This is a genomic window from Thermostichus sp. MS-CIW-41, from assembly GCF_054058915.1.
Map to the genome: position 1 here is coordinate 21088 of NZ_JBSSBO010000014.1, position 23023 is coordinate 44110.

Below are 23023 nucleotides of genomic sequence, written 5' to 3' on the forward strand. Positions count from 1 at the left end.
TGGGAGAAATAGGGAGAAGATAGAAAAACAAAAGTGAGAAGTAGGGTGAATAATGCACTTGATGATAATGGGCTTGGGTTGCCGCCAGGTAGCGAGGGGGAGAGAGCACAGGCCGAAAAGCGCGAAAAGCCAACAGAACCATTTTGACCCTAGCACAGGAACAGGGATCCCTGTTGTCTAGCATACTGGCGGAGATCTTGAGGGGGAATTTCCCAGGCCAACCGGCCAGAACTCAAAGCAGATGCTGCTCGTTGTTGTTGCGCAACGCTGACGTGAAGAGCAGTTGCTCAATCGTGGCAATGGTGAAGTTTTGGCTGATCACCAGCCGCTCGACGCGAATGCGGTGGGCTTGCAGGAGGCAATCTTGCTGCAAGGGCTTGGGCAATTGTTCCCAATGATCCAGCAGGACTTCCAGCAAAATCTCGCCCGGTAGCCCAGTGGCGCTTTCCAGGGATCCCAGCTTTTCTACCCTCTCGGCAGACCATTTGAGGGTAAGCTTTTGCAGGCCCAGTTGTGCATCCAGAGCCTCGCGGGGATCCGACTGGGCACCCTGCCCATTGGGGGTGCCATTGCGGCGAACCCCATTGTCGGTGCAAGCAGTAGCAGGGGGCAAAAGCTCGGCTGGCTTTTCAGAGGGAAGCCACAAACCGGTGCAGCCGCTGCAGCCCTTTTTCGAGGGTGGTGCGATCGGCAGCATAGGAAAGGCGAATGTAGGAATCTGCCCCAAAGGCTACCCCCGGCACAGCAGCCACGTGGTGTTCCTTGAGCAGCTGCCGGCAAAACTCCACCGAACTTAACCCGGTTTGGCCGATGTTGACAAACACATAAAATGCACCTTCTGGCTCCGGGCAAGTCACCCCCGGCAAGGTGCGGATCCCGTCCAGCATCAGATCTCGCCGCTGCCAGAATTCTTGGCGCATTTTTTCCACAGCCGCTGCCGATAGGGGGCTGGTCAGGGCTTCCAGAGCGCCGTACTGGGCGAAGGTGCAGACATTGGAGGTGCTGTGGCTTTGCAGGTTGATGGCTGCCTCGATGATGGGCTTGGGCCCGGCCAAGTAGCCCACCCGCCAGCCGGTCATGGCGTAGGCTTTGGCAAAGCCACTGCTGAGAATCAGGCGCGGCATCAAGTCAGGGCAAAGGGATCCCAGGCTGATGTGGCGGGCTTGTCCATAAACCAGCTTTTCGTAGATCTCGTCGCAGATCACGTACAGATGGGGGGCGGAGAGGATCACCTCTGCCAGAGCTGCCAGCTCGTGCTGGTGGTAAACGGCTCCGGTGGGGTTGGCCGGCGAGTTGAGAATCAGCAGCTTGCTGCGGGGGGTGAGGGCCTGGCGCAGTTGGGCGGCGGTGAGCTTGAACCCCTGGGCCTCTTCCGTCTGCACCTGCACAACCTTTGCCCCTGCCAAAATGGCAATTTCGGGGTAGCTGACCCAGTAGGGAACAGGCAGGATCACTTCATCGCCGGGATCCAGCAGCACCATGGCCAGGTTAAACAGGGTTTGCTTGCCGCCGTTGCTGATCAGGATTTGGTCGTGGCTGAACTCCAGGCCGTTTTCCTGCCGCAGCTTGTCGGCCACTGCTTGGCGAAGAGCGGGGATCCCAGCGGTGGGGCCGTAGCGGGTTTTGCCCTCTTCCAGAGCACGGATGGCCGCGGCCCGAATGTGGTCAGGTGTATCGAAATCCGGCTCGCCTGCGCTCAAGCTACACACATCCAGCCCCTCTGCCTGCATGGCTTTAGCCAGAGCCGAAATGGATAGCGTGGGGGAAGGGGATAGATGGGCGACCCGTTGGGACAAGCCGGCAGCAGACACCATCGGTTGGGAAGCTCTTTGGTTTATTTTAAGGTTCTCAAGCAGGGCCAATCTAGATAGCTAGGCTACTGCGGTCAACAGGCGGGTACCATCCACCAACAGCAGTTTGTTGCCCTCTCGCTCTGCCAACAGATCCCAAAACTCGCCCGCCACAGCTCCGGGCAAGAACCCTTCCAAGCGCAATTGCAGAGGAGCAAATTGCTTGGTTCCCTGGGGCTTGCGCCGCACGGTCACCTCAACAAAGCCATCGTGGGGCTCGACAATGCCGCGGATGTTAAAGCCTTCCTCTGTGTCCTCAGGGGCAGGCAAAAACGGTTCTTCTTCCCACTCTGGGTCTTGCTCCTCTTCCGGCAGGGCCAGGATGCGGATGATGCTCAAGCCCAAAGCCCCCCCTGAACGCGGCTGCGGCTGCACGTAGTACCAGTAGGTATGGCCGCTCTTGATGCAGTGCTCGAAGGGGCCGAGAAGCTCGGCGCGTCCGGGGGTAGCCGGATATTCTGCTCCGTCAGAGGCAACCAAGGTTGCCTGCGCATAAGTCTTGGGGATCGATTTCAGGGATCCCTTAATCAGGCCCAAAGCGCGGAACTGGTAGGGGTGGGCGGGAGGAGGCAATGGGTTCATGGCGGCCAGATCTTGGAAAGCCAGGGAAGTAGAGTCCATCATCTTATCCTATGGCGATCCTCAGATTGGAATATCCAGGGCTTTCCTCAGCATCGCCTCCAGCTCATCGCCCTGCCGACTTGCGCACCGCGATCAAGCTGCTGGTGGTGCCCAGAAAAACCCCCATCCCCAACAACATCGACGGCAAGAGCCAAAACTCCAGTTGGCTGCGATCTGCCTGCATCACCTTGAGGAAGGGCAAGGCAATCAACTGCTCCAGCAGCTCCTGCAGCAACTGCTGGGATCCCAAGATCAATCCCCAAGCTCCCACTGCGCTGATCACCCCAAACAGGCACCCTTGCAAAATAAAGGGCAAGTAAATCCAGGCTGCCGTCGCCCCCACCAATTGCATCACCTCGATCTCCCGCCGCCGCGCCATGACGATGAGGCGAATGGTGGTGGTGATGACCGCCACCGCTGTCAGGGCCAACACGCCGGTAATGGTCAGGGATCCCAGCCGTAGCATGTCCTGGAGCTGGGCCAGTTGCTCCACAATGCGGTCGCCGTAGTAGACCTCATCCACCCCTTCCAGTTGGCGAATCCGCTCCGCCACTTCCCCCAAGGCTTCGGTGGAATCCGCCTTAACCCGCAGAGCATCCACCAAGGGGTTCTCCCCCAACTGGGTTTCCATGGCCGCCTCGTCTTGGATCCCCATTTCCAGCAAAAGGTTGCGCCAAGCCTGGTCTTTGGTGATGACCTTCACCTCGGCCACATGAGGCAGTTGGGCGACCTGAGGTTGCAGCTCCACCCCCTGCCGTTCCGGCTCCAGGTAGACGGAGATCTCCAGTTGTCCTCCCAGCGACTGCACCGTGGCATCCACGCCCCAGGACAGCTCAACGCCGATCCCCACCAAGAACAGCAACACCAGCAGGGTGCTCACAGCGGCCCAGTTCAGCCAACCCCCCCGCCGCAACCCCAAAAAAGTCTCCTGTAGGAGATAGCGGATTTTATTGAGAAATCGGGAGAGAGATTGCATGCTGTTCTCCATCCAACAATCAATGGGCTCAGACCCTTGCCCCCTGGAGCTCAACAGAGCCTGTGGAGAGCAAAGTAGGGATCCCGGCAGGCCCTCAGCGCAGATCATACAGGCGCCCTCCCTCCATGCGCACCACCCGGTGGCCGGCCCGCTCCACCAGATAGGGGTCATGGCTGGTCATGATGACGTAGCGGCTGCAGAGCCGTTCCAGGAGAAAGCGATCATGACTGATGACCAAAAGCCCCATCTGATGTGCCCGCCCATAGGCCAAGACAGCTTGCCAGATCAGGGCTTGGGTATTGGCGTCGAGCATGGCTGTCATCTCATCTGCAATCAAATAGCGAGTTTGTGGGTTGAGAACCCGGGCGATGACAACCCGCTGCAATTCTCCCCCGCTTAGCTCATGGGGATAGCGGTTGAGCCAACTGGGGGAAATGCCTAAGGTGTGGAGAACCTCTGGCTGGGGAGGAGGCCCTTCCCGCAAGACCTGAGCTATGCGCCAGTGGGGGTTAACGGCCTGCTCTGGATGTTGAAAGACAAGCTGCACTGGACAGTACCCTCGCCGAGGCAAAGGCTGCCCTGTCACACTCACCCGACCTTGGCTGGGGGTAAGGTAGCCCGCCAGCAACTTGGCCAGAGTAGTTTTGCCAAAACCAGAGGGAGCCATCAGCCCTACGACTTCCCCAAGTTCTACTTGAGAGCAATGCAGGGGGGGAGGATGCTTAGAGGATTCCGATGACTTCCTGCAAGACCGCTGGGTGAAAGGTGAGGTCTGGTAGCTCCAAAGGCTGCTGGCTTGGTGATGATTGAAGCACTCTACTCCCGTCTCTGAACTCCGTGATACGATGTAGCTCAGCTATCGGTTCTGACGGGGATCAGCCGCCAGAGGAAACGGGGAAAGAGCAGTGAGAATCTGCCGCTGTCCCGCAGCTGTGATCCGGTTTAGGAGAAGTCCTGCAGCAAATCTCTAGAGTCATTCGCTGCCGATCCAGGTCTTGTCCCCCAAAACCGTGTCAGTCAGAATGCCCGCCGATGGTTTTTCTAAACTTCACAACATCTGCGAGGTACAGATGGTAACTGTCTTGGCTTTAGCTCGTTTCTGCTTTCGTTATCCTGAGCATTTTCCCGGCGTTGCTCCCACAAGCTTTCGGTACTCCTCAGCAGTAGAAATAAGTCCAAGAACCCAAGCAAGACTCTGAGCCAGTTGGCCGGGAGAGAGTAAATTTTGGGTGCTGTTGCACCAAGATCTATCAAGATCTACAGCCCGCCTACGCGAAGGAAAGAGTGAGATGTCAGGCTTCCTGACTTCAATTGGTGGCTGGCAAGTAGCCACTGCGATCGCTGGCTGCGTTGAGTATCTTTTTTGCGCAAAAGGCAGTGTTTTGTTGGGGTTCCAGAGGCAAGAGAGGAACAGCCGGTTTCTTCCTTGGCGGGCGGGATCCCAGTTGAGGGCGAATTGAACGCAGGAAAATTAGAAAACTCAGTATTTGGGATGGCACACAACATGACTGCACAAACCATGACATTGGGGTATGCCCGCATGGGCAAGCGCCGCGAGCTCAAAAAAGCTTTGGAAGGCTTTTGGAGTGGTGCCCTAGGGTCAGAGGCTCTGCTGGCTACCTTTTGGGATTTGGAGACTCAAGCCTGGCAGACTCAGCTACAAGCTGGGATTGATCACATTGCGGTAGGGGATCAGACTCTCTACGACCATGTACTGGACTGGGCCACCTGGCTGGGGCTGATCCCCTCTCGGTTCCGAGGTCTGTCGGGTTTAGACCGCTACTTTGCCATGGCGCGGGGGCGGGAGGGCCTGCCGGCTTTGGAAATGACCAAGTGGTTTGACACCAACTACCACTACTTGGTACCCGAAATTGAGCCGGAAGCCGATCCCAGTCCTAACTTTGGGGATTTTTTGGAAAGAGTTCGGCGGGCCCAAGGGATCCTAGGGGAGCGCACCAGCCCCGTTGTCCTCAGTCCAGTGACTTTGCTCTGCCTTAGCCAGCGATCTGGGGATCTGCGGGCGGACTTGGAAAAGCTCCTTCCTCTGTACCGGGATCTCCTCCAGGAGTTAAAACAGCTGGGGATCCCAGAAGTCCAGATTCACGATCCCATTTTGGTTACCAGCCAGGGAAGTGGCCTGCGGGAAGCTGTGGAAATGAGCTACCGCCAGTTGGCAACCGCCGGGATCCCTGTCCACTTGGTCACCTACTTCGATGACCTGGGGGAGACTTACCCCTGGGTGGTGCAACTGCCGGTGGCCGGCATTAGCCTTGACTTTACCCGTGGCCACACCCTGGATCTGGTAAGAACCTATGGCTTTCCGGCTGACCAGATCCTAGGTGCTGGCGTAGTGGACGCTCGGAATGTCTGGAAGGTTCAGCCTGAGACCGTCTTGGCCAGCCTGCGGGAGCTGCAGGGGGTAGCTCCCAACCTACGGGTGCAGCCTTCCGCTTCGTTGCAATTTGTGCCCCACGACGCTGCTCTGGAAGCCCAGTTGCCGGAACCCCTCAGAAATGTCCTCAGCTTTGCCGAACAGAAGCTGGCCGAAGTAGCTCTCCTGGCGCGAGCCCTCAACGGCGAAGACACTGCTGCCCAGCAGGCGGAAATCCAGCAGCAGTGGCAGAGCTTTGCGCAGTTTAGCCCCCCCAACCCCCAAGTGCGCCAGGCTTTGGCCAACCTCAAGCTCCAGGACTTCGAGCGATTCCTGCCCTACGAGCAGCGCCTAAGTCGGCAGGTTCAGCTACCACCTTTGCCCACCACCACCATTGGCTCCTTCCCCCAAACTCCAGAGGTGCGGCAGTGGCGAGCTAAGTACAAAAGAGGGGAGGTTTCGCAGGCGGAGTACGAAGCAGCCATTGACGCTGAGATTGCCAAGTGCATCCGCATTCAAGAAGAGATTGGCCTGGATGTGTTGGTGCATGGGGAATTTGAGCGCACCGACATGGTGGAGTACTTTGCCCAGAAGCTGGAAGGCTTTGCCTTCACTGAACACGGCTGGGTGCAGAGTTACGGCAGCCGCTGCGTGCGCCCTCCCATTCTCTACGGCGACGTGGTTCGCCCCCAACCCATGACAGTGCGGGAATTCCAAGTAGCCCAGTCCCACACCCAAAAGCCGGTGAAAGGCATGCTCACGGGGCCAGTGACTATGCTCAACTGGTCCTTTCCCCGTGTTGATATTCCCCGGCGGGAGCAGGCTTTGCAGATTGCCCTGGCCTTGAGAGCCGAAGTGGCAGATCTGGAAGCGGCTGGAGCGGTGATGGTGCAAGTGGATGAGCCGGCACTGCGGGAGGGGCTACCTCTGAAAAAAGAACGCTGGCCAGAATACCTCAGCTGGGCAGTGGATGCCTTTCGCCTAGCTACCGGCGGGGCCAAGCCGGAAACCCAGATTCACACCCACATGTGCTACTCAGAGTTTGGGGACATCATCGAGCACATTGAGCGGCTGGATGCCGACGTGCTTTCCATTGAAAACAGCCGCAGCAACAACAAAACCCTGCTGCAAATTGCCCAGGCTGGGTATCGTCACCAGGTGGGCAACGGCGTTTACGATGTCCACAGCCCTGCGGTGCCGAGCGTTGAGCAAATCCTGCAGCAGCTGCGCACAGGACTGGCCCACTTGCCTGTGGAGCAAACTTGGGTTAATCCCGATTGTGGCCTCAAGACCCGCCGCTGGGAGGAGGTGATCCCCGCACTGAAAAATATGGTGGCTGCCGCTCATCAGCTAGGGGAGGAGCTTCTGGAAACCCAACCTGAGGGTCTGCGCGAGTAAGGCCCACGACCCGCTGATGTAACTGGTCGGGCTGGCTTGACAAGTCGCCGCGGGCGGTGCCGCTGTTGTGCTGATGCGGCTGGCTTAGGGCCTACGGTCTGCTGATGCAACCGGCAAAGCTGCTCTCCGGGATCTCAAAAAGCTTGTGAAGAGCAAAATAGGGATCCCGGCAGCCCTCAGCGCAGATCATACAGGCGCCCTCCCTCCATGCGCACCACCCGGTGGCCGGCCCGCTCCACCAGATAGGGGTCATGGCTGGTCATGATGACGGTCACCCCAAAGGAATTGAGCCGCTCCAAAATCTGGAGAACCAAGAGGGAGTTTTCCGGATCTAGGTTTCCTGTTGGCTCGTCCGCCAGCAGCAGCACCGGCATGTTGACAATGGCCCGGGCCAGGCTAAGGCGCTGCTGTTCCCCCCCCGAAAGCTCATGGGGAAAGTGATCTCGCTTTTCGGTCAGCCCCACCATCTTTAGGGTCGGCCCGATGCGACGGCGGATTTCTGCGGGGGACAGCCCTTGGGCGCGCAGCACGAAGGCCACATTTTCTGCCAGGGTGCGGTTGGCCAGAAGGCGATAATCTTGGAAAACCACCCCCAAGCGCCGCCGCAACATGGCCAGCGGACGCGGTGGGATGCGGTAGGGTCGCCGCCGCCCTTCAGAAGAAAAGAGACAGACTTGATCGACGATGACCGTGCCCTCGGTGGCCTGTTCCGCCCCGTAGAGCAGTCGCAAAAGAGTGGACTTGCCTGCTCCGGAGACCCCCGTTACGAACACGAACTCGCCGCGGCGCACCTCCAAGTTCACATCCTGAAAAATCAAGTTGCCGTTGGGAAAGACTTTGCTCACGCCCCGCAAGGACACCATGCTGGCCGGGGTTTCCAGGGATCCGGATTGAGTGCTGCCGTAAAAGCCCAGGGTGGCCTCTGGATTGGCCGGGGCAGGGAGATGAGGAGTCGGAGCCGTACCGGCCCAACGGTACAAGCGAGGAGGATAGCCGATGTGCTGACCGATCACCATAGTAAGCGCCTAGACAGAGGAGGGAGAGAGCGCCGGCAGACTAGGGGCGCAAACGAGAAGAGGGATCCCACAGCACCCGCCAGACAAACTTGGGCAAAGCCAACATGCGTCGCCAGCGCCAGGGTTCCTGATAGAGACGATACAACCATTCCAGGTGATGGTCACGCCACCAACGGGGCGCTCGCCGTTTTTGGCCGGCCCAAATGTCAAAGCTGCCCCCCACCCCCATCCAGATAGCCTGGGGCAAAAGGGGACGCCACTTCTGGATCCACAGCTCCTGCCGCGGGGATCCCAGCCCCACCCACACCAGTTGCGGTCGAAATTCCTGGAGAGCTTGCAGAAGCTCTTTTTCTTCGTTGCCAGAAAAGTAGCCGTGGTAGCCCCAGAGGGCCAAAGCAGGACACTGGGCTTGCCAATGTCGAACCGCCGCCCGGTTGACTTCCGGCCTTCCCCCCACCAGGGCCAAGCGCCACCCCCGTTCTGCCGCCAACGGGATCAGGGTTTCTGCCAGCTCGATCCCCGGCACCCGCTGGACGCGGATCCCCTGCCGCCGCAGGGCCCACACCACCCCGATGCCATCGGGGATCACCAGCTCTGCTGCCTGCAGCACCTGGGCAAAGGCCAGATCCCGCTGCGCCTGCATGATCATTTCCGGGTTGCAGGTGACCACTTGAGCGCCCTGCCCCTCCCGGATACGCGCCTCAATCCACGTGGTGTAGCTTTGTAGGCTGGCCTCCGGCAGAGCAAGGTGCAGGTTCACGCCCAGAATCGCATGGATGGATAACGACACTACCGACCGAATGCTGGCCCCCACTGGAGCCGTTGGACACGCTTTTAAGATAGCCCGGACCTTCTCCCAGAGGGAGAGGGGAGTTCGAGGAGGCATTTCATGGCTATTTGACCACGAAAATCTCTTCCCTCAGGCATCCGCGGCGGCATCCACGGCGTATTCCCATCAGACCAGGCCGAGAGGGAATTGCCCGACCAAGAGCAAGTCCCTGAAGGTTGGTTGCCATCTTTCGAGACAGGAGACTTGAGATGAAGACTGCAAAGACTCCCTTCGCTCTGCCTCACTTGGCCGCCGAATGGGATCCCAGCCCTGCAACTTCCCGCCGCAGCTTGTTGTTGGCTGGTTTGCTGGCGGGTGTAGGTGGAGCAATTGGATTGCGCACCCTGCCCGGTGCCGCCCAGTCCAACACTGCCGACATCGCCATCCTCAACGCGGCCATTGACTTGGAACAGCAGGCAATCTGGGCCTACAAAACCGCTGCCGGCAAGTTGAGCAATACTGAGGTGGGCAAGATCGTGTTGGAAGTGGCCACCAAGAACCTGAAGGATCACGAACAGCACCGGGATCTGCTGGCGGGTGCCGTGCGGCAACTGGGAGGGATCCCCTCTCGGGCGCGGGATAGCTACGACCTTTCCACCTACATCGACAACAAAGAAGGCAATCTCGATTCCGATGCCAACATCGCCAAGCTGGCCCTGGCTCTGGAGTTCGATGCGGCCCTAGCCTACAACGATGCCTTTGTCCAGCTTTCCAACAAAGACCTGGTGGCTGCTGCCAGCACCATTGGCCCCAACGAAGTTGCCCATGCCACCGCAATCCGGGCCGTGTTCCACAGCCTTGACCCCAGCATTCTGGTGGTGCCTGCCCCCTTTGTCAGCGCCGAGACTCGGGAGCGCTGGATCCTGAAGGTGTAGAGCTGTTGGTAACCCCTGCCGGCGATGAGGCGATGATCTGCAAAGCCTTCCAACGTCCTCTGTAGGACTTGGGGCTTGGAGATCCAAGTGCTCTGCACTGCTGTCGCAATCGCCTTCTTCTGAGCGCCTCAGCCTTTGTTCTCTTCCTAAACCTGTGTGGAGAAAGTCCTATGCCGATGACGCGGCGGCTGCTGTTGCTGAGTGGACTGGGATCCCTGCTCAATGTGGGGGCTATCTTGGCTGTGGATCGGTGGCGACAAGCCAGCTCTGTTGCGGGGCGAGATCCTGTCGAGGCAACGGCGGCAGCAGAGGTGATCATTCGCGGGTTTCAATACCTGCCCTCGGAGGTTACCCTCAAGCGGGGGGGCAAGGTGACCTTCACCAACCTGGATTCCACCCCCCACACGGCTACTCCTGTGGAGGGAGCGCAGTTTCAAGGGACGGGACGGCTAAGTCGCAACGAGAGCAAAGCGGTGGTGTTCGAAGTAGCTGGGATCCAGGACTATTTCTGCGATATCCACCCCAGCATGGTGGGCCGCATTGTCGTCGTCGATTAGGTGAAGGCCATGCAAATGGAACCCCTGGGATCCCCTCTTCCCTTCTGGAACATTTGTCGGCGGGTGTACCTGGTTTGGGCCGTCCTTTTGGGGATTGGGTTTGCTGCCACCCAGTTTCACCAAGAGGCCAACATCAACTGGCTGTGGTTGGTGATTTCCCTGGTTGGCTTGGGCTACATGGTGCGGCAGACCAGGCTGCCGGAGTTTCGAACAGCCGGACTGGCCCATCTCTACTTTGTGGGCTTGGTGTGGACGCTGGTGATCGCCCAGGGCATGATCCTCTCGGTGCTGCCCTTTGTCGGACGTACCCCTTTGGCAGCCTTGGGCCAGTATTTGGGGGTGTTCTGGCTGTGGCAAATGGGGCTGGGCCACTGGCTCAACGGCTTGGTGGATCCGCCGCGTCTCCCCTACTGGATCACCGGTGGGATCCAGATCCTGGGCGGAGTTGCCTGCCTGCTGTGGGGGCTGGAGTGGCAGTTTGCGGTGGCAGGGGGAATCGGGGCTTTGGCCATGCTTTTCTTGATCCCATTGCATTGATTTCACTTCGGGGCCTCACCCAGGCGCACTCGCCAAACTCCACCTCCCACGGCCACTTCATCCCCAGGGCGCAGCTTGCGTCCCCGCCGGGTTTCCACCTCACCATTCACCCGCACTTGCCCCGCTTGGATGAGCTGCTTGGCCTGCCCGCCGGTGGGAACAACCCCCGCCAGCTTGAGGAACTGATCCAGCTTGATTACAGGATCCGCCGCCGGCTGGGGATCCCTTTGAGAAGTCTTCGCCATCACTTCACCCAAACGGTTTTGACATTAACAAATTCCAGGATCCCTTCCCGGCTCAGTTCCCGTCCATACCCTGAGCGTTTGATGCCGCCGAAGGGAAGGCGCGGGTCGGACTTGACCATGCCATTGATGAACACGGATCCCGCCTCCAGCTCCTCCAGCAGGCGCTCTTGTTCCTCTGGATCGGTTGTCCAGGCGCTGGCGCCCAGGCCAAAGGGGGTGCCGTTGGCCAGCTCGATGGCTGCCGACACATCCGGCACGGTGAACAACAGCGCCACCGGCCCGAACACCTCCTGGTGGGCCACCGGATGATCGAGGGGGATGTCGCTCAGGATTGTGGGCGGATAAAAATTCCCTCCCAAGGGGGAGCCGCCGATATGGACTTTGGCCCCTGCCTGCACCAAAGCCTGCACCTGTCCATCCACCTCTTGCAGGATGCTGGCGGTGGCCAGAGGCCCCACGTCCGTTTGCGGATCCAGGGGATCCCCCACCTTGAGCTGGCGAAATCGCTCCGTCATGGCCGCCGTGAAGGGTTCGGCGATAGCCCTGTGTAGGATAAATCGCTTGGCGGCAATGCAGGATTGGCCGTTGTTGATCAGACGTGCCGCAACCGCTGTGGCCACTGCTGCCTCCAGATCGGCGCTGGGCAGAACGATGAAGGGATCGCTCCCCCCCAGTTCCAAGACCGTTTTTTTCAGATGTTGACCGGCCAAACGGGCCAGGCTGGAGCCGGCGGCTTCGCTCCCGGTGAGGGCGGCCCCCCGCACCCGTTCATCCGCCACCACCTCTGCCACCTGGGCTGCTGTGATCAGCAGGGTTTGAAAGACCCCTGGCGGAAATCCCGCCTCCTGAAAGATCCGTTCCAGGGTCAAAGCCGATTGGGGCACATTGGAGGCATGTTTGAGCAGGAGGGTGTTGCCCGCCATCAGGGTCGGGGCCGCACAGCGAAACACCTGCCAAAAGGGAAAATTCCAGGGCATCACTGCCAAAATCACTCCCAGCGGCTGGTAGCGGATCCCGCTGCGGCTGGCAAAGTGCTCCGCACCGGTGGCATTCGCGTAAGCGTTGCGTAGCAATATGGAGCACTCGGCCAAGAACCCTTCTGCCTCCTCGGCATAGTAGCGACAAACCCAAGCGGATTTTTCCACTTCCGCAACGGCAGAGGCCAAGGTTTTGCCCATCTCCAGGCTGATTAGGCGGCCAAACTCCGCTTTGCGCTCCTCCAGGATCCCTGCCACCCGCTTCAGCCAGGCGGATCGCTGAGCAAACGGGATCCGACGATAGCTCTGGAACCGCTCGTGGGCTTGGGCAATACAGCTCTGGATCTGCCCAGCGTCGAAAACGGGGTAGCGAGCCAATTCCTCTCCGGTGGTGGGGTTGATGCTGACCAGGTGCCCCTTCGCGTAAGCGTTGCGTAGCAATATCGTTTTCCCTCAACGCCTGTTTCTCCACTCTGGCATTTGTGCTCTGCCTGGAATAGTGCTCCGCACTGCTACTGCGTTCGCGTAAGCGTTGCGTAGCAATATGGAAAGATTTGCGGAGTGGGGGACTCAGGGTTGCGGGCTGCCGGTGGTGTCTGTTCGGGATGGCGGGGCGGATCCAGGAGCAGACCAGAACTCATAGGCTGCTTGCGACAGGCTGGCGATCAGCCCTTCGGCTCTGGGATCGTTGGGGGTTTCTCGCTTCACCCACACCGCCGCCACATAGCGCCGCCCGTTGGGTAAATCCAGGATCCCGGCATCCCCCACCACGGAGCTCAAGGTTCCCGTTTTGTGGGCAATGCGCACCTCTTGACCCAAGTTGGGCCGGAAATAGGAGGGCCGTTGGGTGCGCCAGAGAATGTCCAGAAAACGGTCGCGGCTGCGGCGGCTGAGCATGCGCCCCTGTTCCACCTGGCTGAGCAGCCAAACCATGTCGCGCGGGCTGCTGGTGTTGGTGCCCTCCAGATCCGGTAGCCACCATGAAATTTGCGTGTGTTGTAGCCCCCACTGCCGAAATTTTTGGTTGAGAGCCTCCTGTCCACCCAGGCGATCGATGATCAGATTGGTGGCGAAGTTGTCGCTGAGGGTGCTCATCAGAGTGGCCGCTTCCAAAGCAGAAACCTGGGATCCGAGGGGTCGGGTTTGCAACACACCAGCTCCCCCTCCCTTGAGATCTTCCCGCAGAGTGAGCTGTTCATCCAGCCGCACCTGTCCGGTTTCCACAGCCTGGAAAAAAGCCAAGAGAATGGGGATCTTGATCACGCTGGCGGCAGGAAAAGCCTGATCCGGCCTAACCCCAGCAAAGGCGCCAGTTTCCACCTCCCAGAACAGAGCCCCTGCCGTCAAGCCCGGTTGGTCGGCCAAAGCGGCCAAGCGCTCCTGCAAAGCCGGGATCGCTTCTCCCCGCAGAATGTCACTTGGCAATGCCGGCGGGGGAGGATCCCCAAGCTGCGTCGTGGCCTGTTCTATCCGGCCAGCGGTGGTCGATTGCAGCAGTTGCGAGAGGCCCGCCATCGTCAGGCCCAGGATGAGACTTAAGCTCAGTCCCCTGAGCAACACTTGCCCGAGAGATGGAGAACGTCTCAAGCGGCGAGGCCGGGCAGCCCGTTGGCGCAGACGAGCAATGGCTTTTTGGCGGGCAAGACGCAGCGGTTGAGGACGGGAAACCAATAGGGATCCCCTAGGGGCAGGAAGCAGGCGACCAGAACCTGTTTGCGGCTTTGACCCCTCTGGAGGCGGGACGGCGTTCTTGGCAGGTTGTGGAGGGCGGCGGGGATCCCGAGCCTTCTCTCGCAAAGGCCCACGGCCCGCTAGCGCGGATGGATCGGTGCCTTTCCTCTCCCTTGCTCTGGTCATAAGAACGATTGCCTTAACACCATACTTCTGACAGACACTGCTGGCAGTTTCACCGACTCCACTCCGGTGAGCTTGGCTTAATTAAACCCAATTAAACCCACATTAAACCCACAAATTGGCCAACCTGCCCTGACCTAGATTGCAAAACGCCCATCAAACCGTCCTCGCGACACGAAGCCTAGCAACAACCCCGCCAAAGGCAGGATGAGTCCCTGTTGCCAGAGCATCCACTCGGAGTCGTTTTAAAAACTTAGGCTGATCCATGACCCCCCTTTCCCTCTGGAAGAGGGGCTGGGAATAGTCGCGGAAGCGGCGCGGAGCGCTTTTGCCAAGTCCAGGAAAACCGTCAGATCTGTTCTCTCTGAGGGGGCTCACACCCATGGGGAGCCAGCTCCCGGCTAGCCCTTGCAGAGCCGATACACGGGCAAAGTGAAATGAAAGCTGCTGCCTTTGCCCAAGGAAGACTCCACCCAAATCTGGCCGTAGTGAGCGCGCACGATCCGTCGGCAGAGGGAAAGGCCGATGCCATAGCCCTCCTGCTGTTGATCCCGGGACAGACGGACAGAATCGGAGAAGATGCTCTCTTGGTCGGCTTCCGGGATCCCAGGGCCAGTATCGCTGACGGTCACCTGCACCTTTTGGCTGGTGCGATGGAGGACATCGAGGCGGATGGATCCCCCGGCGGGGGTGTACTTGATGGCGTTGTCCAGCAGGTTGAACAGAACTTGGCGGATCTTGTCGGGATCCACGTGAACAGAGGGCAGATCCACGGGAATATCCGCTTGAAACTGCAGCCGCTTGCCTTGAATGCGCGGCCATAGCTCCTCAATCACCGCCTGACACAAGCCGGGCAACTGGGTTTCTACGGCTCGAATCCTCAGCTCCGAGGCAGCGCCACGGGCCGACTCCAGGATATCGGTGATCATGCTGTCCATCTTGCGCAGTTGCTGGCGGGCATGGTCGAACAACTGCCGTTCCAGCGCTTTGTCCAGGGATCCCTCGCGCCCCTGCTGCAGGGTTTCGACCGCCAGAGCCGTGGCCGTCAGGGGACTGCGCAAATCATGTACCAGCATGGCCAGAACGCGATCTTTGAAGTCCAACTGCTCCCGCAATTGGGCCCGCTCCTGCCGCAGCAAAAACACCTCTTCCGACATTTGCAACAGTGCCTCAGTGGTTGGAGGGGAGGTGGGATGCCGTCCTGCCCCCTCTTGTTCGCGGAAGCGGACCGTAGGTCCATGGGAAGCCATTCGCGTCAGCGGGCCGGAGGCCAAAGCCGCCTGGCCTTGCCAACGAGGCCACCACACTTCCAACTGCGTCGCCAAGTCTTCGCCCGCCAAAACTTGAGCGGGCAAGGGCTCAGCCTTGACCAGAGCCGGAGTGGCCACCAGCTTGTAATGCTCTGCCAGGTAGGGGTGCTCCTCCAGCGGCACCACTTCCAGTTGAGCAGGGTATTGGCCGGGCAACCCCTGGATGTGCTGGCGCAGATGTTCCTCAAGTTCGGCAACGACAGCTCGACTCTTGGCAAACAACAGCAGGCGAATGACAGAACGAGCGGAGGTGAGGTCTGGCGAAGTCTGCATAGGCCAAAGTCCAGTCGCGTTAGCGTTCACGTTAGTGGTGCGGAGCACATTGCGTAGCATTAAAGCCAAAGGTTGGCGTTTCAGCAGCCGGGATTGCCGTGCGCTCGTTCGCGGAAGCGGACCGTAGGTCCAACCGTAGGAGCCATTGCTGCTTGTTCCTTCCTAACACCTAATCTTGGGAAAAACTTAAGGAGAGACATTGAACGTAATGAAAGACTTCCCAAGGTGTGCCTCTTCCGCCCCAGGAACAACCGCGGGAGGGTATTGCCAGGACATTCTCGCGGAACTCAGGTTATAATTATACTGCGGACACCAGAAACGGTTGTTTAAGGCACTGGTAACGGTCGATTGGGGGTGTTGTAAACCACCCCAGAGGCCCGTGGTTGGCTTGCTAACTGCAGGGCTACCGAAAGCCCGCCCTGTACTGTGAAGCAGTTAGGGTCGGGTAGTTTACTGAAACAGGTAGGCCAGCCCCACCAGCAAGGCCACTAACCCCACCGCTGTCAGGGTGAAGTGAAGCAGGGAAGTCTTGCCTTTGCGCACCATGTTGCGCATGGCCAGGCGGGTGTAACTCAGCTGGGGGGGGGATCCCGCCCCAACCGAAGGAGAATCTGCAGAAGAAGGCTGCGGCATCAGGATAACCAGAGCGATAATTTACCCTACCTTCAGGCTAGCTTAATCTGCTCCTCCGGATAGAGGTGTTTCCCAAGCTTCGACCTTTCCGCTGAAGAGGGGCCATAGCTGTCGCGCGGGGATCTTCCGGTGCCAAAATAACGACAGCATCCCCCTCTTTTGCCCCCCATGTTGCAAGTTCAGCATCTTTCCTACCATCCGGCAGGCGTTTCCCAGCCCATTCTCAACGATCTTTCCTTTGAGTTGGGCCTGAACCAGTTGGGGCTGATCGTGGGCAAAAGTGGGGCGGGCAAGAGCACCCTGCTGGAGATTTTGGCTGGCTTGGCGCGGCCCACCCAAGGACGGATTACCTGGGGAGGGGCAGAACTTTCCCCCAACCGCTTGCGCAGCATGGCGGGGTTGGTGTTTCAGTTTCCAGAGCGCCACTTTTGCGGCTTGACGGTGCTGGAGGAAATGCGCTTTGGTTATCCAGAGCTACAGAGAAAAGAGATCGAAAACGCCCTCAGACAGGTGGGATTGGAAGGGATCCCTCTACATACCTCCCCAAACCGCCTCAGCGGCGGGCAACAGCGGCGCTTGGCCCTGGCCGTCCAGTTGATCCGTGGCCCGTTTTTGCTGTTGCTGGATGAGCCGACGGCAGGATTGGATTGGTCGGTGCGACGGCAGTTGATCGAGCTGTTGGCTCGGCTAAAGTCCACCTGGACGGTGTTGGTGGTTTCCCACGACCCGGAGGAGCTGTCCTCCATTGCCGATGTGCGGTGGACATTGCAGGCGGGATCCCTGAGGCCGGTGGCGACGGAGGCTTTGCTTCACAGGTAGCGGCGGGGATCCACCGGTTGGCCATTGACGCGCACTTCAAAGTGAACATGGGGCCCGGTGGAGAGGCCGGTGGAGCCGGAAGCAGCAATTGCTTGCCCCCGCTGTACCTGCTGGCCTACCCCAACGGCAACGCGGCTGTTGTGGGCGTACAGGGTGGTGATGCCGCCCCCGTGATTCACAATCACCGTGTAGCCATAGCCGCCGTACCAGCCGGCGTAGATGACGGTGCCCCGGTCGGAGGCTCTCACCGCAGTGCCGGTGGGCACACCAAAATCGATCCCCGCATGAAAGCGGCGACTGCGGTAGATGGGGTGAACCCGCCAGCCAAAGCCACTGGTGATCGGCCCGCGCACCGGAGCGATAAATCGGCCCGTCCCTTGAACGGGATCCCTGCCCCCCTGCTGTTGGGCCTGCTGGGCGATCAGTTGCTGGATGAGGAGAGTCAACTGTTGGGAATCGGCTTCCAACCGCCGCTGGGCTGCTTCATAGGCCGCGCGTTCGTTGGCCAAGCGTCCCACCAGTTGCTCTTGGGCGGCAGCCTGCTGCTGCAGTTGATTCTTCTGGGCGGCCAGCTCCTGCAAAATCAAAGAGATCTCGTTGCGCTGCATCTCCAGGGCAATGCGCTGTTGATCCACCTCTTTGGCCATTGCTTGCAGCTCTTGGATCAACTGCCGATCCGCCTCGATCAACAGTTGCAGTTGGTGGCGGCGGTCGAAAAACTCGTTCAAGTCACGGCTGGTGAGCAGCAAAGCCCACCAATGTTCGGCCCCCTGTCGCTGCATGTAGCGCAAACGGGCAGCCGTGCCCTGTTGCTGCCGTCTCAGGCGGTCTTCCAGCTCCTGTAGCTCCTTTTGAGCTTGCTCCAGGGCTTTCTGGGCTTGTTCCAGACGATACTGATTGTCGCGAAGGCTGGATTCGGTCTGTCGAATGTTTTGCTGCAGGGATCCCATGCGGCGGCGGGCCTCTTCTTCTGCCTGGCGCAGTTCTCCCAAGCGGCGCTGAGTGCTCTGGATTTGTTGCTGGATCTGCTGCTGCCGCTGTTGCAATTGGTTGACATTCTGCGCCTGAGACGGGGCAACCCCCCCCAGTCCCCCCAACAGCAAGAGGGTGAGCAATCCGAGCGCTATCCACCCTTTTAGCCTGTGTGCCCCACGACTGAGACTCGTCACTCCTCACACCCTCTGCGACTGACCCATCGACCCTAAGGATACAAAGATCCCCACGGATCTGATCGAGCCTGAGCTGGCTATTGCCGGTTATGGCTGCTTGACAAGAAATAGAAAGAAGCGACAGGACATAAGAAAAAGACCCTGGCGACACAGCAGCGTCACTCTCAGGAGCAGTGAAACTATTCGTTTCTTTGTTTTGACTTTCCTCTCCCAGGGAAAGAAGGGTTAGGGGCGAGGGGCAACCGGGAACTGTCTCAAACCTGTTTGAAATAACCACACCGCTGTTAGGCTCGTACTAACCTTTGAATCTCATGGGTCTGGGCAGCCCAACCCACCGGCGAGCGACAGCGACCTCAACATCTGGCAAAGATGAGAAACCGATGAGAGGGTATTTCCCCACAGATGGTATTCGAGGATTTTGAGTGCGGTTTCGGGAAAGGGTCACAGCACCCCTGGCTACTCCATCTGTGGCAGCAGCCGCTGATTGCCGTGATCCGCCTCTGGGCCAGCCCAGCCCAAGCTCTCGAGGGAGCCATGCTGGCCATCCGAGCCGGGATCCGCCACATTGAAATCACCACGCAAGTTCCCCAATATTTGGAGCTGATTGCCCAACTGCGACAAGACCACCCGCAGTGTTGGATAGGGGTGGGCACTGTTCTCAATCGACAGATGGCGGAGCAGGCTTGGCAGGCAGGAGCCCAGTTTTGCGTTTGCCCCTTCACCGATGAGCAAGTCATCCGTTGGGGTCGGGAAGTAGGGCTGCCCATCGTGCCCGGTGCCCTCACCCCCGGCGAGATCTGGAGGGCGTGGCAGGCGGGGGCAACGGCAGTAAAGGTGTTTCCGGTGGAGAGCATGGGGGGATCCCGCTACCTGCGCCATCTACAATCGGTGCTGGGATCCCTGCCGTTGATCCCCACCGGGGGAGTCACCTTGGCCAAGGCAGCGGAATACCTGCAAGCAGGGGCCTGGGCAGTGGGCATTGCCGGGGATCTGTTCCCGACAGAGGATTTGGACTCAGGCTGCCATCTGTTGGAGAATCGACTGCGACAGGTGCTGCAGCAGCTTGCGGAGCAGAGAAACAAAACCTGGCCCAATCCGGGCAAACTAGTAGAATAAGGGGCGTGGTGTGAGTGAGGCCCGCATGGATGGATCTCTAGATCTCTATCTGCAATTCAACATCCCCAGCCCGGTTGAAGAAGCCACTTGGCGTCATTGGTTTGAGATCTGGCTGAAAGAGCTGGGAGTCCAGGAGCCATGCGAGCTCAGCCTTTGCCTCACTTCCGATGAGCACATCCGCCAGCTCAACCGCGAGTTTCGCCACCTCGACGAGCCTACCGACGTGCTGGCCTTTGCCGCGCAGGAGATGCTTGCCCCCTTTGGGATCCAAGACGTAACGGGGGTACGCCTGCTGGGGGATATTGTGATTTCGGTGCCCACCGCCCGCGCACAAGCCAAGGCGCAGGGGCATCGTCTTTCGCAAGAGTTGGCCTGGTTGGCCAGCCACGGGTTGCTGCATCTGCTGGGGTGGGATCACCCGGATGAACTGTCCCTGCAGCGCATGTTGCAGCAACAGCGACAGTTGCTTGCCGCCATCCAACTGGATGGGGAGGTGGCCCATGGCCAACAGCCCTAGTCGGTTGCCGGAGCGTTCTCGCCTGGCGGTGTTCCGGCGGCGCGTCCATTCCAGAGACCCAGCGCAGCCATCTGAGGCGGATCGGGCAGCCAGTGCCGAGCCTTTGGGAAGGGATCCCTGGCGACGCCCCCCCTCTTGGCAAGTGGCCGACAACTTGGGCAAAAGTTTCTACTACGCGGGCAAGGGCTTGGTCTATGCCATCCGCACCCAGCGCAACTTGCGCATTCACATGGTGATGGCGGTGATGGCCTTTGGCCTTGGGCTGGGCCTGCAGCTGAGCGCCCTGGAAATGGCCGTGATTAGCCTAACCAGCGGTTTGGTGATGGCGCTGGAGCTGGTGAATACCGCTCTGGAAGCAGTGGTGGATCTCACCCTGGGCAGCAAGTACCATCTCCTGGCCGAGATCGCCAAAGATTGCGCAGCGGCAGCGGTGTTGATGGCGGCAGTGGCGTCCTTGATGGTGGCGGCTTGGCTATTTCTTCCGCCCTTGGTGTTGCTGCTGCAAGATGGCTTCCCGACAGCAGGGTAGCTCCCCGACTGGAGAGGGAGTTTCCTATCCAGACGGCTGGGAGTGGATCACCACCCGTCCTCCCTGCCGGTCCAGGTTGAGCAGTTTGGCCTCCGCTTCAATATCCAACTGCGCCCAAGCGCTGACCATCGCGGATCCCACCCGTTCCCGATTCTCGGGAGCACAGAGGGCCAGAAGAGTGGGGCCGGCTCCGCTGATCACCACCCCATAGGCTCCGGCAGCCATGGCTGCAGCTTGAACCGTTTTGAACCCAGTGATCAGCTCCATACGCGCCGGCTGGTGCAGCCGATCCTGCAGAGCCACCTTCAGCCAGTCCACCCGCCCCGACTGCAAGCTGCGAATGAGCAGGCCCAGATGGCTGCTGGAAAAAACCGCATCCGCCAAGCTGACGGATTTGGGCAGGATCTCGCGGGCCGCTTGGGTGGAAAGCTTAAAGTTGGGCACCACAGCCAGGATGCCAATGCTCTCATGCCACTCCACCGGACAGAACACCCACTGCCCCTGCTGTCCCTGCACACAAAGCTGACAACTGCCCTGCAGGGCGGGCACCACATTGTCTGGATGGCCTTCTAGGGCAATGGCCAGTTGTAGGAGGGTTTCGGGAGCTAAGTTAAGCGCCCCAATGGCATTGGCCCCCAGCAAGCCGCCGACAATGGCGGTAGCAGAACTGCCCAACCCCCGCGCCAGCGGCACGTTGAGGGTGATTTCGATTTCTACCCCCGGCACAGGCTTACTCAGCAACTCAAAGGCGCGGCAAAAAGCCCGGTACACCAGGTTGTCCTTGCTTTGGCTGATGTGGTCGCTGCCGCGGTAGTGGATGCTGAGGCCGGAAGGGATCTCGCGAAAATGGAAGTGATTGTAGAGCTCTAGGGCTGCACCGATGCAGTCGAACCCTGGCCCCAAGTTGGCGGTGGTGGCCGGGACGATCACCTCTACGCGTTCTTTGACCAAGGGGACAACTCCTCAGTGAACGGTGGGTAACTCAATGTTTGCGGGTTAGTGCCTACGGGCTCCCATTATCCTACGAACGATGGCCAGACCTTGGATATTCTCGCCACCTCTGCTCGGTCTGCAGCTCGCCGAGGCAAACGCGCTGATCCAGCGGAGCTTTTGGACTATCCCGAAAGGTTTCTGACCATGATTGATTCTTGTGACTTATTTGTGACTTATTGAGTATCGGGAATGTTGGGCCTGTTTCAACTCCAGCCTTTGCCATTGGCTGAACCCATCAGGGATCCTGAAAGAAGTGCGGGAGGGATCGGGGGGTGCAGGGGCTGTCTTGGTTGGTGTTGGGTTTGAGCTATGTCGGGTTGGGACTGGGATCCCTGCCTAGGTTGCGTATGAACCGGGCCACCATCGCCCTGGTGGGATCCGCCCTGTTGATTGGCTTGGGGACCTTGTCGCTACGGCAGGCTTGGGAAGCCATTGACCCGACCACGATTGTGTTTCTCCTGAGCATGATGGTGGTAAATGCCAGCTTGTCCTATGGGGGGGCTTTTCAGTTGGCTTTGCTGGGCTTGATTCGGGTGAGCCGCAGCCCCTTTGGTCTGTTGATCATGCTGGTGTTCGGCAGCGGGCTGCTCTCGGCTTTCCTGCTCAACGACACGCTGGCGCTGGTGTTTACTCCCCTGACTTTGCAGGTCACAACGGTGTTGGGGTTAAACCCGATCCCCTACCTGCTGGGCTTGGCGGCAGCCACCAACCTGGGATCCGTCGCCACCCTGAGCGGCAACCCGCAGAATATCCTGATCGGCTCCTTCTCTGGGATCGGCTATCTGGAGTTTGCTGCCCAGATGACCCCCATTGCCGTGGTGGGGCTGCTGCTGGAAGTGGGGTTGCTGTGGCTGTACTACCCTGAGGTGCGCTCGTTGAAACCCTTTGCCCAGGTGCCTTGGCTGCCGCTGCGGCTCTACCCGCCCCTGTTGCGCAAGAGCGTGGTGATTACGGGGGGGCTGTTTGTGGCCTTTGTAGCCGGACTTCCCTTGGCAGAATCGGCTTTGGTGGCGGCGGCCCTGTTGTTGATTACCCGTAGGCTGAAGCCAGAGCGATTTTTGGAGCAGGTGGACTGGAATCTGCTGGTGATGTTTTCCGGGCTGTTCATCCTAACGCGGGCAACGGGAGAGCTGGTCACTGCTTGGGGGATGGGCTTGGGATCCTTGGCAGAGAGTCTGGCGGGATCCCCTCTTGCCCTGCTGAGCAGTGTGGCCGTTTTGTCCAACCTCATCTCCAATGTGCCGGCGGTGCTGTTGCTGCAATCGTTCCTGCCCCGACAGGAGACCACCGCTTGGCTGTTGCTGGCTGCCGGCTCCACTTTGGCAGGCAATTTGACACTATTTGGGGCGGTGGCCAATTTGATCACAGTCGAGGCAGCGGCCAAAAAAGGCTACGTGCTCTCGTTTGGAGAACATCTGCGCTTTGGCCTGCCCCTCACTCTGCTGACTTTGGGGTTCAGTGGGTTGTGGCTGTGCCAGCCTTTCCTGTCTTCTCCACCGCTCAGCTAGAAATCGCAGGAGCTCCGCACTGTACCCGTAGGGTCAGTGTCGGGAGGAAT

22 protein-coding genes, 1 pseudogene and 1 riboswitch are annotated in these 23023 nt (G+C 59.5%); of the genes and pseudogenes, 9 read left to right on the forward strand and 14 right to left on the reverse strand.

Annotated features, from left to right (window positions below; genetic code table 11):
- Nucleotides 1-232: 232 nt before the first annotated feature.
- From ACVWXE_RS06185 to ACVWXE_RS06205, 5 genes and pseudogenes are all read right to left on the reverse strand, one after another.
- A complete protein-coding gene (locus tag ACVWXE_RS06185) occupies nt 233-646 on the reverse strand; it encodes a hypothetical protein (RefSeq protein WP_457444502.1) in 414 nt (137 codons plus the stop codon).
- Nucleotides 630-1814 (reverse strand): pyridoxal phosphate-dependent aminotransferase, encoded by a 1185-nt coding sequence (locus ACVWXE_RS06190; protein ID WP_457489846.1) that lies wholly within the window; start codon nt 1812-1814, stop codon nt 630-632. Before ACVWXE_RS06190 ends, ACVWXE_RS06185 begins: the two co-directional genes overlap by 17 nt.
- A gap of 57 nt (nt 1815-1871) precedes the next feature.
- Entirely contained in the window at nt 1872-2474 is a 603-nt protein-coding gene (locus ACVWXE_RS06195; protein WP_238376736.1) for a hypothetical protein, read from the reverse strand.
- Nucleotides 2475-2535: 61 nt separating this feature from the next.
- Entirely contained in the window at nt 2536-3447 is a 912-nt protein-coding gene (locus ACVWXE_RS06200) for a cell division protein FtsX (RefSeq protein WP_457489847.1), read from the reverse strand.
- Nucleotides 3448-3541: 94 nt separating this feature from the next.
- Nucleotides 3542-4144, reverse strand: a pseudogene (locus ACVWXE_RS06205) (ABC transporter ATP-binding protein); the annotation flags it as partial.
- 146 nt (nt 4145-4290) lie between these two features.
- Nucleotides 4291-4495: riboswitch (cobalamin riboswitch) on the forward strand.
- A gap of 456 nt (nt 4496-4951) precedes the next feature.
- Here ACVWXE_RS06205 and metE point away from each other — a divergent pair.
- Nucleotides 4952-7216 carry a 5-methyltetrahydropteroyltriglutamate--homocysteine S-methyltransferase gene (gene metE / locus ACVWXE_RS06210; RefSeq protein ID WP_011433481.1) on the forward strand — a complete coding sequence of 755 codons (2265 nt, stop codon included), beginning with the start codon at nt 4952-4954 and terminating at the stop codon, nt 7214-7216.
- 176 nt (nt 7217-7392) lie between these two features.
- On the opposite strand, the gene ACVWXE_RS06215 is transcribed toward metE, so the two are convergent.
- Complete coding sequence (locus ACVWXE_RS06215) at nt 7393-8079, reverse strand: cell division ATP-binding protein FtsE (protein WP_011433482.1); 687 nt, start codon at nt 8077-8079, stop codon at nt 7393-7395.
- Nucleotides 8080-8272: 193 nt separating this feature from the next.
- Nucleotides 8273-8992 carry a WecB/TagA/CpsF family glycosyltransferase gene (locus tag ACVWXE_RS06220; RefSeq protein WP_457489848.1) on the reverse strand — a complete coding sequence of 240 codons (720 nt, stop codon included), beginning with the start codon at nt 8990-8992 and terminating at the stop codon, nt 8273-8275.
- A gap of 278 nt (nt 8993-9270) precedes the next feature.
- On the opposite strand from ACVWXE_RS06220, the gene ACVWXE_RS06225 reads away from it, so the two are divergent.
- From ACVWXE_RS06225 to ACVWXE_RS06235, 3 genes are all read left to right on the forward strand, one after another.
- On the forward strand, nt 9271-9936 hold the full coding sequence (locus ACVWXE_RS06225; RefSeq protein WP_457489849.1) for a DUF4439 domain-containing protein: 666 nt from the start codon (nt 9271-9273) through the stop codon (nt 9934-9936).
- Between the two features lie 170 nt (nt 9937-10106).
- Nucleotides 10107-10493 (forward strand): plastocyanin/azurin family copper-binding protein, encoded by a 387-nt coding sequence (locus tag ACVWXE_RS06230; RefSeq protein ID WP_457489850.1) that lies wholly within the window; start codon nt 10107-10109, stop codon nt 10491-10493.
- A gap of 9 nt (nt 10494-10502) precedes the next feature.
- A complete protein-coding gene (locus ACVWXE_RS06235; RefSeq protein WP_457489851.1) occupies nt 10503-11030 on the forward strand; it encodes a hypothetical protein in 528 nt (175 codons plus the stop codon).
- Nucleotides 11031-11032: 2 nt separating this feature from the next.
- On the opposite strand, the gene ACVWXE_RS06240 is transcribed toward ACVWXE_RS06235, so the two are convergent.
- From ACVWXE_RS06240 to ACVWXE_RS06260, 5 genes are all read right to left on the reverse strand, one after another.
- Nucleotides 11033-11275: an RNA-binding S4 domain-containing protein gene (locus ACVWXE_RS06240; protein WP_457489852.1), complete on the reverse strand. Its 243-nt coding sequence runs from the start codon at nt 11273-11275 to the stop codon at nt 11033-11035.
- Nucleotides 11275-12693: an NAD-dependent succinate-semialdehyde dehydrogenase gene (locus ACVWXE_RS06245; protein ID WP_457489853.1), complete on the reverse strand. Its 1419-nt coding sequence runs from the start codon at nt 12691-12693 to the stop codon at nt 11275-11277. The genes ACVWXE_RS06240 and ACVWXE_RS06245 overlap by 1 nt, the downstream gene beginning before the upstream one ends.
- Nucleotides 12694-12822: 129 nt before the next feature.
- Nucleotides 12823-13923, reverse strand: a complete 1101-nt coding sequence (locus ACVWXE_RS06250; protein ID WP_457489854.1) for a serine hydrolase — start codon at nt 13921-13923, stop codon at nt 12823-12825.
- 584 nt (nt 13924-14507) lie between these two features.
- Nucleotides 14508-15689, reverse strand: coding sequence for a histidine kinase (locus tag ACVWXE_RS06255; protein ID WP_457489855.1), 1182 nt, complete (start codon nt 15687-15689; stop codon nt 14508-14510).
- A gap of 450 nt (nt 15690-16139) precedes the next feature.
- Nucleotides 16140-16322: a DUF3285 domain-containing protein gene (locus ACVWXE_RS06260; protein ID WP_457403548.1), complete on the reverse strand. Its 183-nt coding sequence runs from the start codon at nt 16320-16322 to the stop codon at nt 16140-16142.
- 168 nt (nt 16323-16490) lie between these two features.
- On the opposite strand from ACVWXE_RS06260, the gene ACVWXE_RS06265 reads away from it, so the two are divergent.
- Nucleotides 16491-17141: an ABC transporter ATP-binding protein gene (locus tag ACVWXE_RS06265; RefSeq protein ID WP_457489869.1), complete on the forward strand. Its 651-nt coding sequence runs from the start codon at nt 16491-16493 to the stop codon at nt 17139-17141.
- Here ACVWXE_RS06265 and ACVWXE_RS06270 read toward each other — a convergent pair.
- On the reverse strand, nt 17132-18256 hold the full coding sequence (locus ACVWXE_RS06270; RefSeq protein WP_457489856.1) for a murein hydrolase activator EnvC family protein: 1125 nt from the start codon (nt 18254-18256) through the stop codon (nt 17132-17134). The genes ACVWXE_RS06265 and ACVWXE_RS06270 overlap by 10 nt on opposite strands.
- 456 nt (nt 18257-18712) lie before the next feature.
- On the opposite strand from ACVWXE_RS06270, the gene eda reads away from it, so the two are divergent.
- Genes eda through ACVWXE_RS06285 form a run of 3 tightly spaced genes read left to right on the forward strand, consistent with a single transcriptional unit; the run spans nt 18713 to nt 20472 of the window.
- Nucleotides 18713-19426 (forward strand): bifunctional 4-hydroxy-2-oxoglutarate aldolase/2-dehydro-3-deoxy-phosphogluconate aldolase, encoded by a 714-nt coding sequence (gene eda / locus ACVWXE_RS06275; RefSeq protein WP_457489857.1) that lies wholly within the window; start codon nt 18713-18715, stop codon nt 19424-19426.
- A gap of 25 nt (nt 19427-19451) precedes the next feature.
- Nucleotides 19452-19943, forward strand: a complete 492-nt coding sequence (ybeY, locus tag ACVWXE_RS06280; protein ID WP_414398596.1) for an rRNA maturation RNase YbeY — start codon at nt 19452-19454, stop codon at nt 19941-19943.
- The gene (locus ACVWXE_RS06285; protein ID WP_457489858.1) at nt 19927-20472 is read left to right on the forward strand and encodes a diacylglycerol kinase family protein; all 546 of its coding nucleotides are present in this window, start codon (nt 19927-19929) and stop codon (nt 20470-20472) included. The genes ybeY and ACVWXE_RS06285 overlap by 17 nt, the downstream gene beginning before the upstream one ends.
- Before the next feature lie 24 nt (nt 20473-20496).
- Here ACVWXE_RS06285 and thrB read toward each other — a convergent pair whose 3' ends face one another.
- Nucleotides 20497-21423, reverse strand: coding sequence for a homoserine kinase (gene thrB, locus ACVWXE_RS06290; protein ID WP_414329601.1), 927 nt, complete (start codon nt 21421-21423; stop codon nt 20497-20499).
- Nucleotides 21424-21737: 314 nt separating this feature from the next.
- Between thrB and ACVWXE_RS06295 the strand changes: the two genes are divergently transcribed.
- Nucleotides 21738-22973, forward strand: coding sequence for an anion transporter (locus ACVWXE_RS06295; RefSeq protein WP_457489859.1), 1236 nt, complete (start codon nt 21738-21740; stop codon nt 22971-22973).
- The last annotated feature ends 50 nt before the right edge of the window (nt 22974-23023 follow it).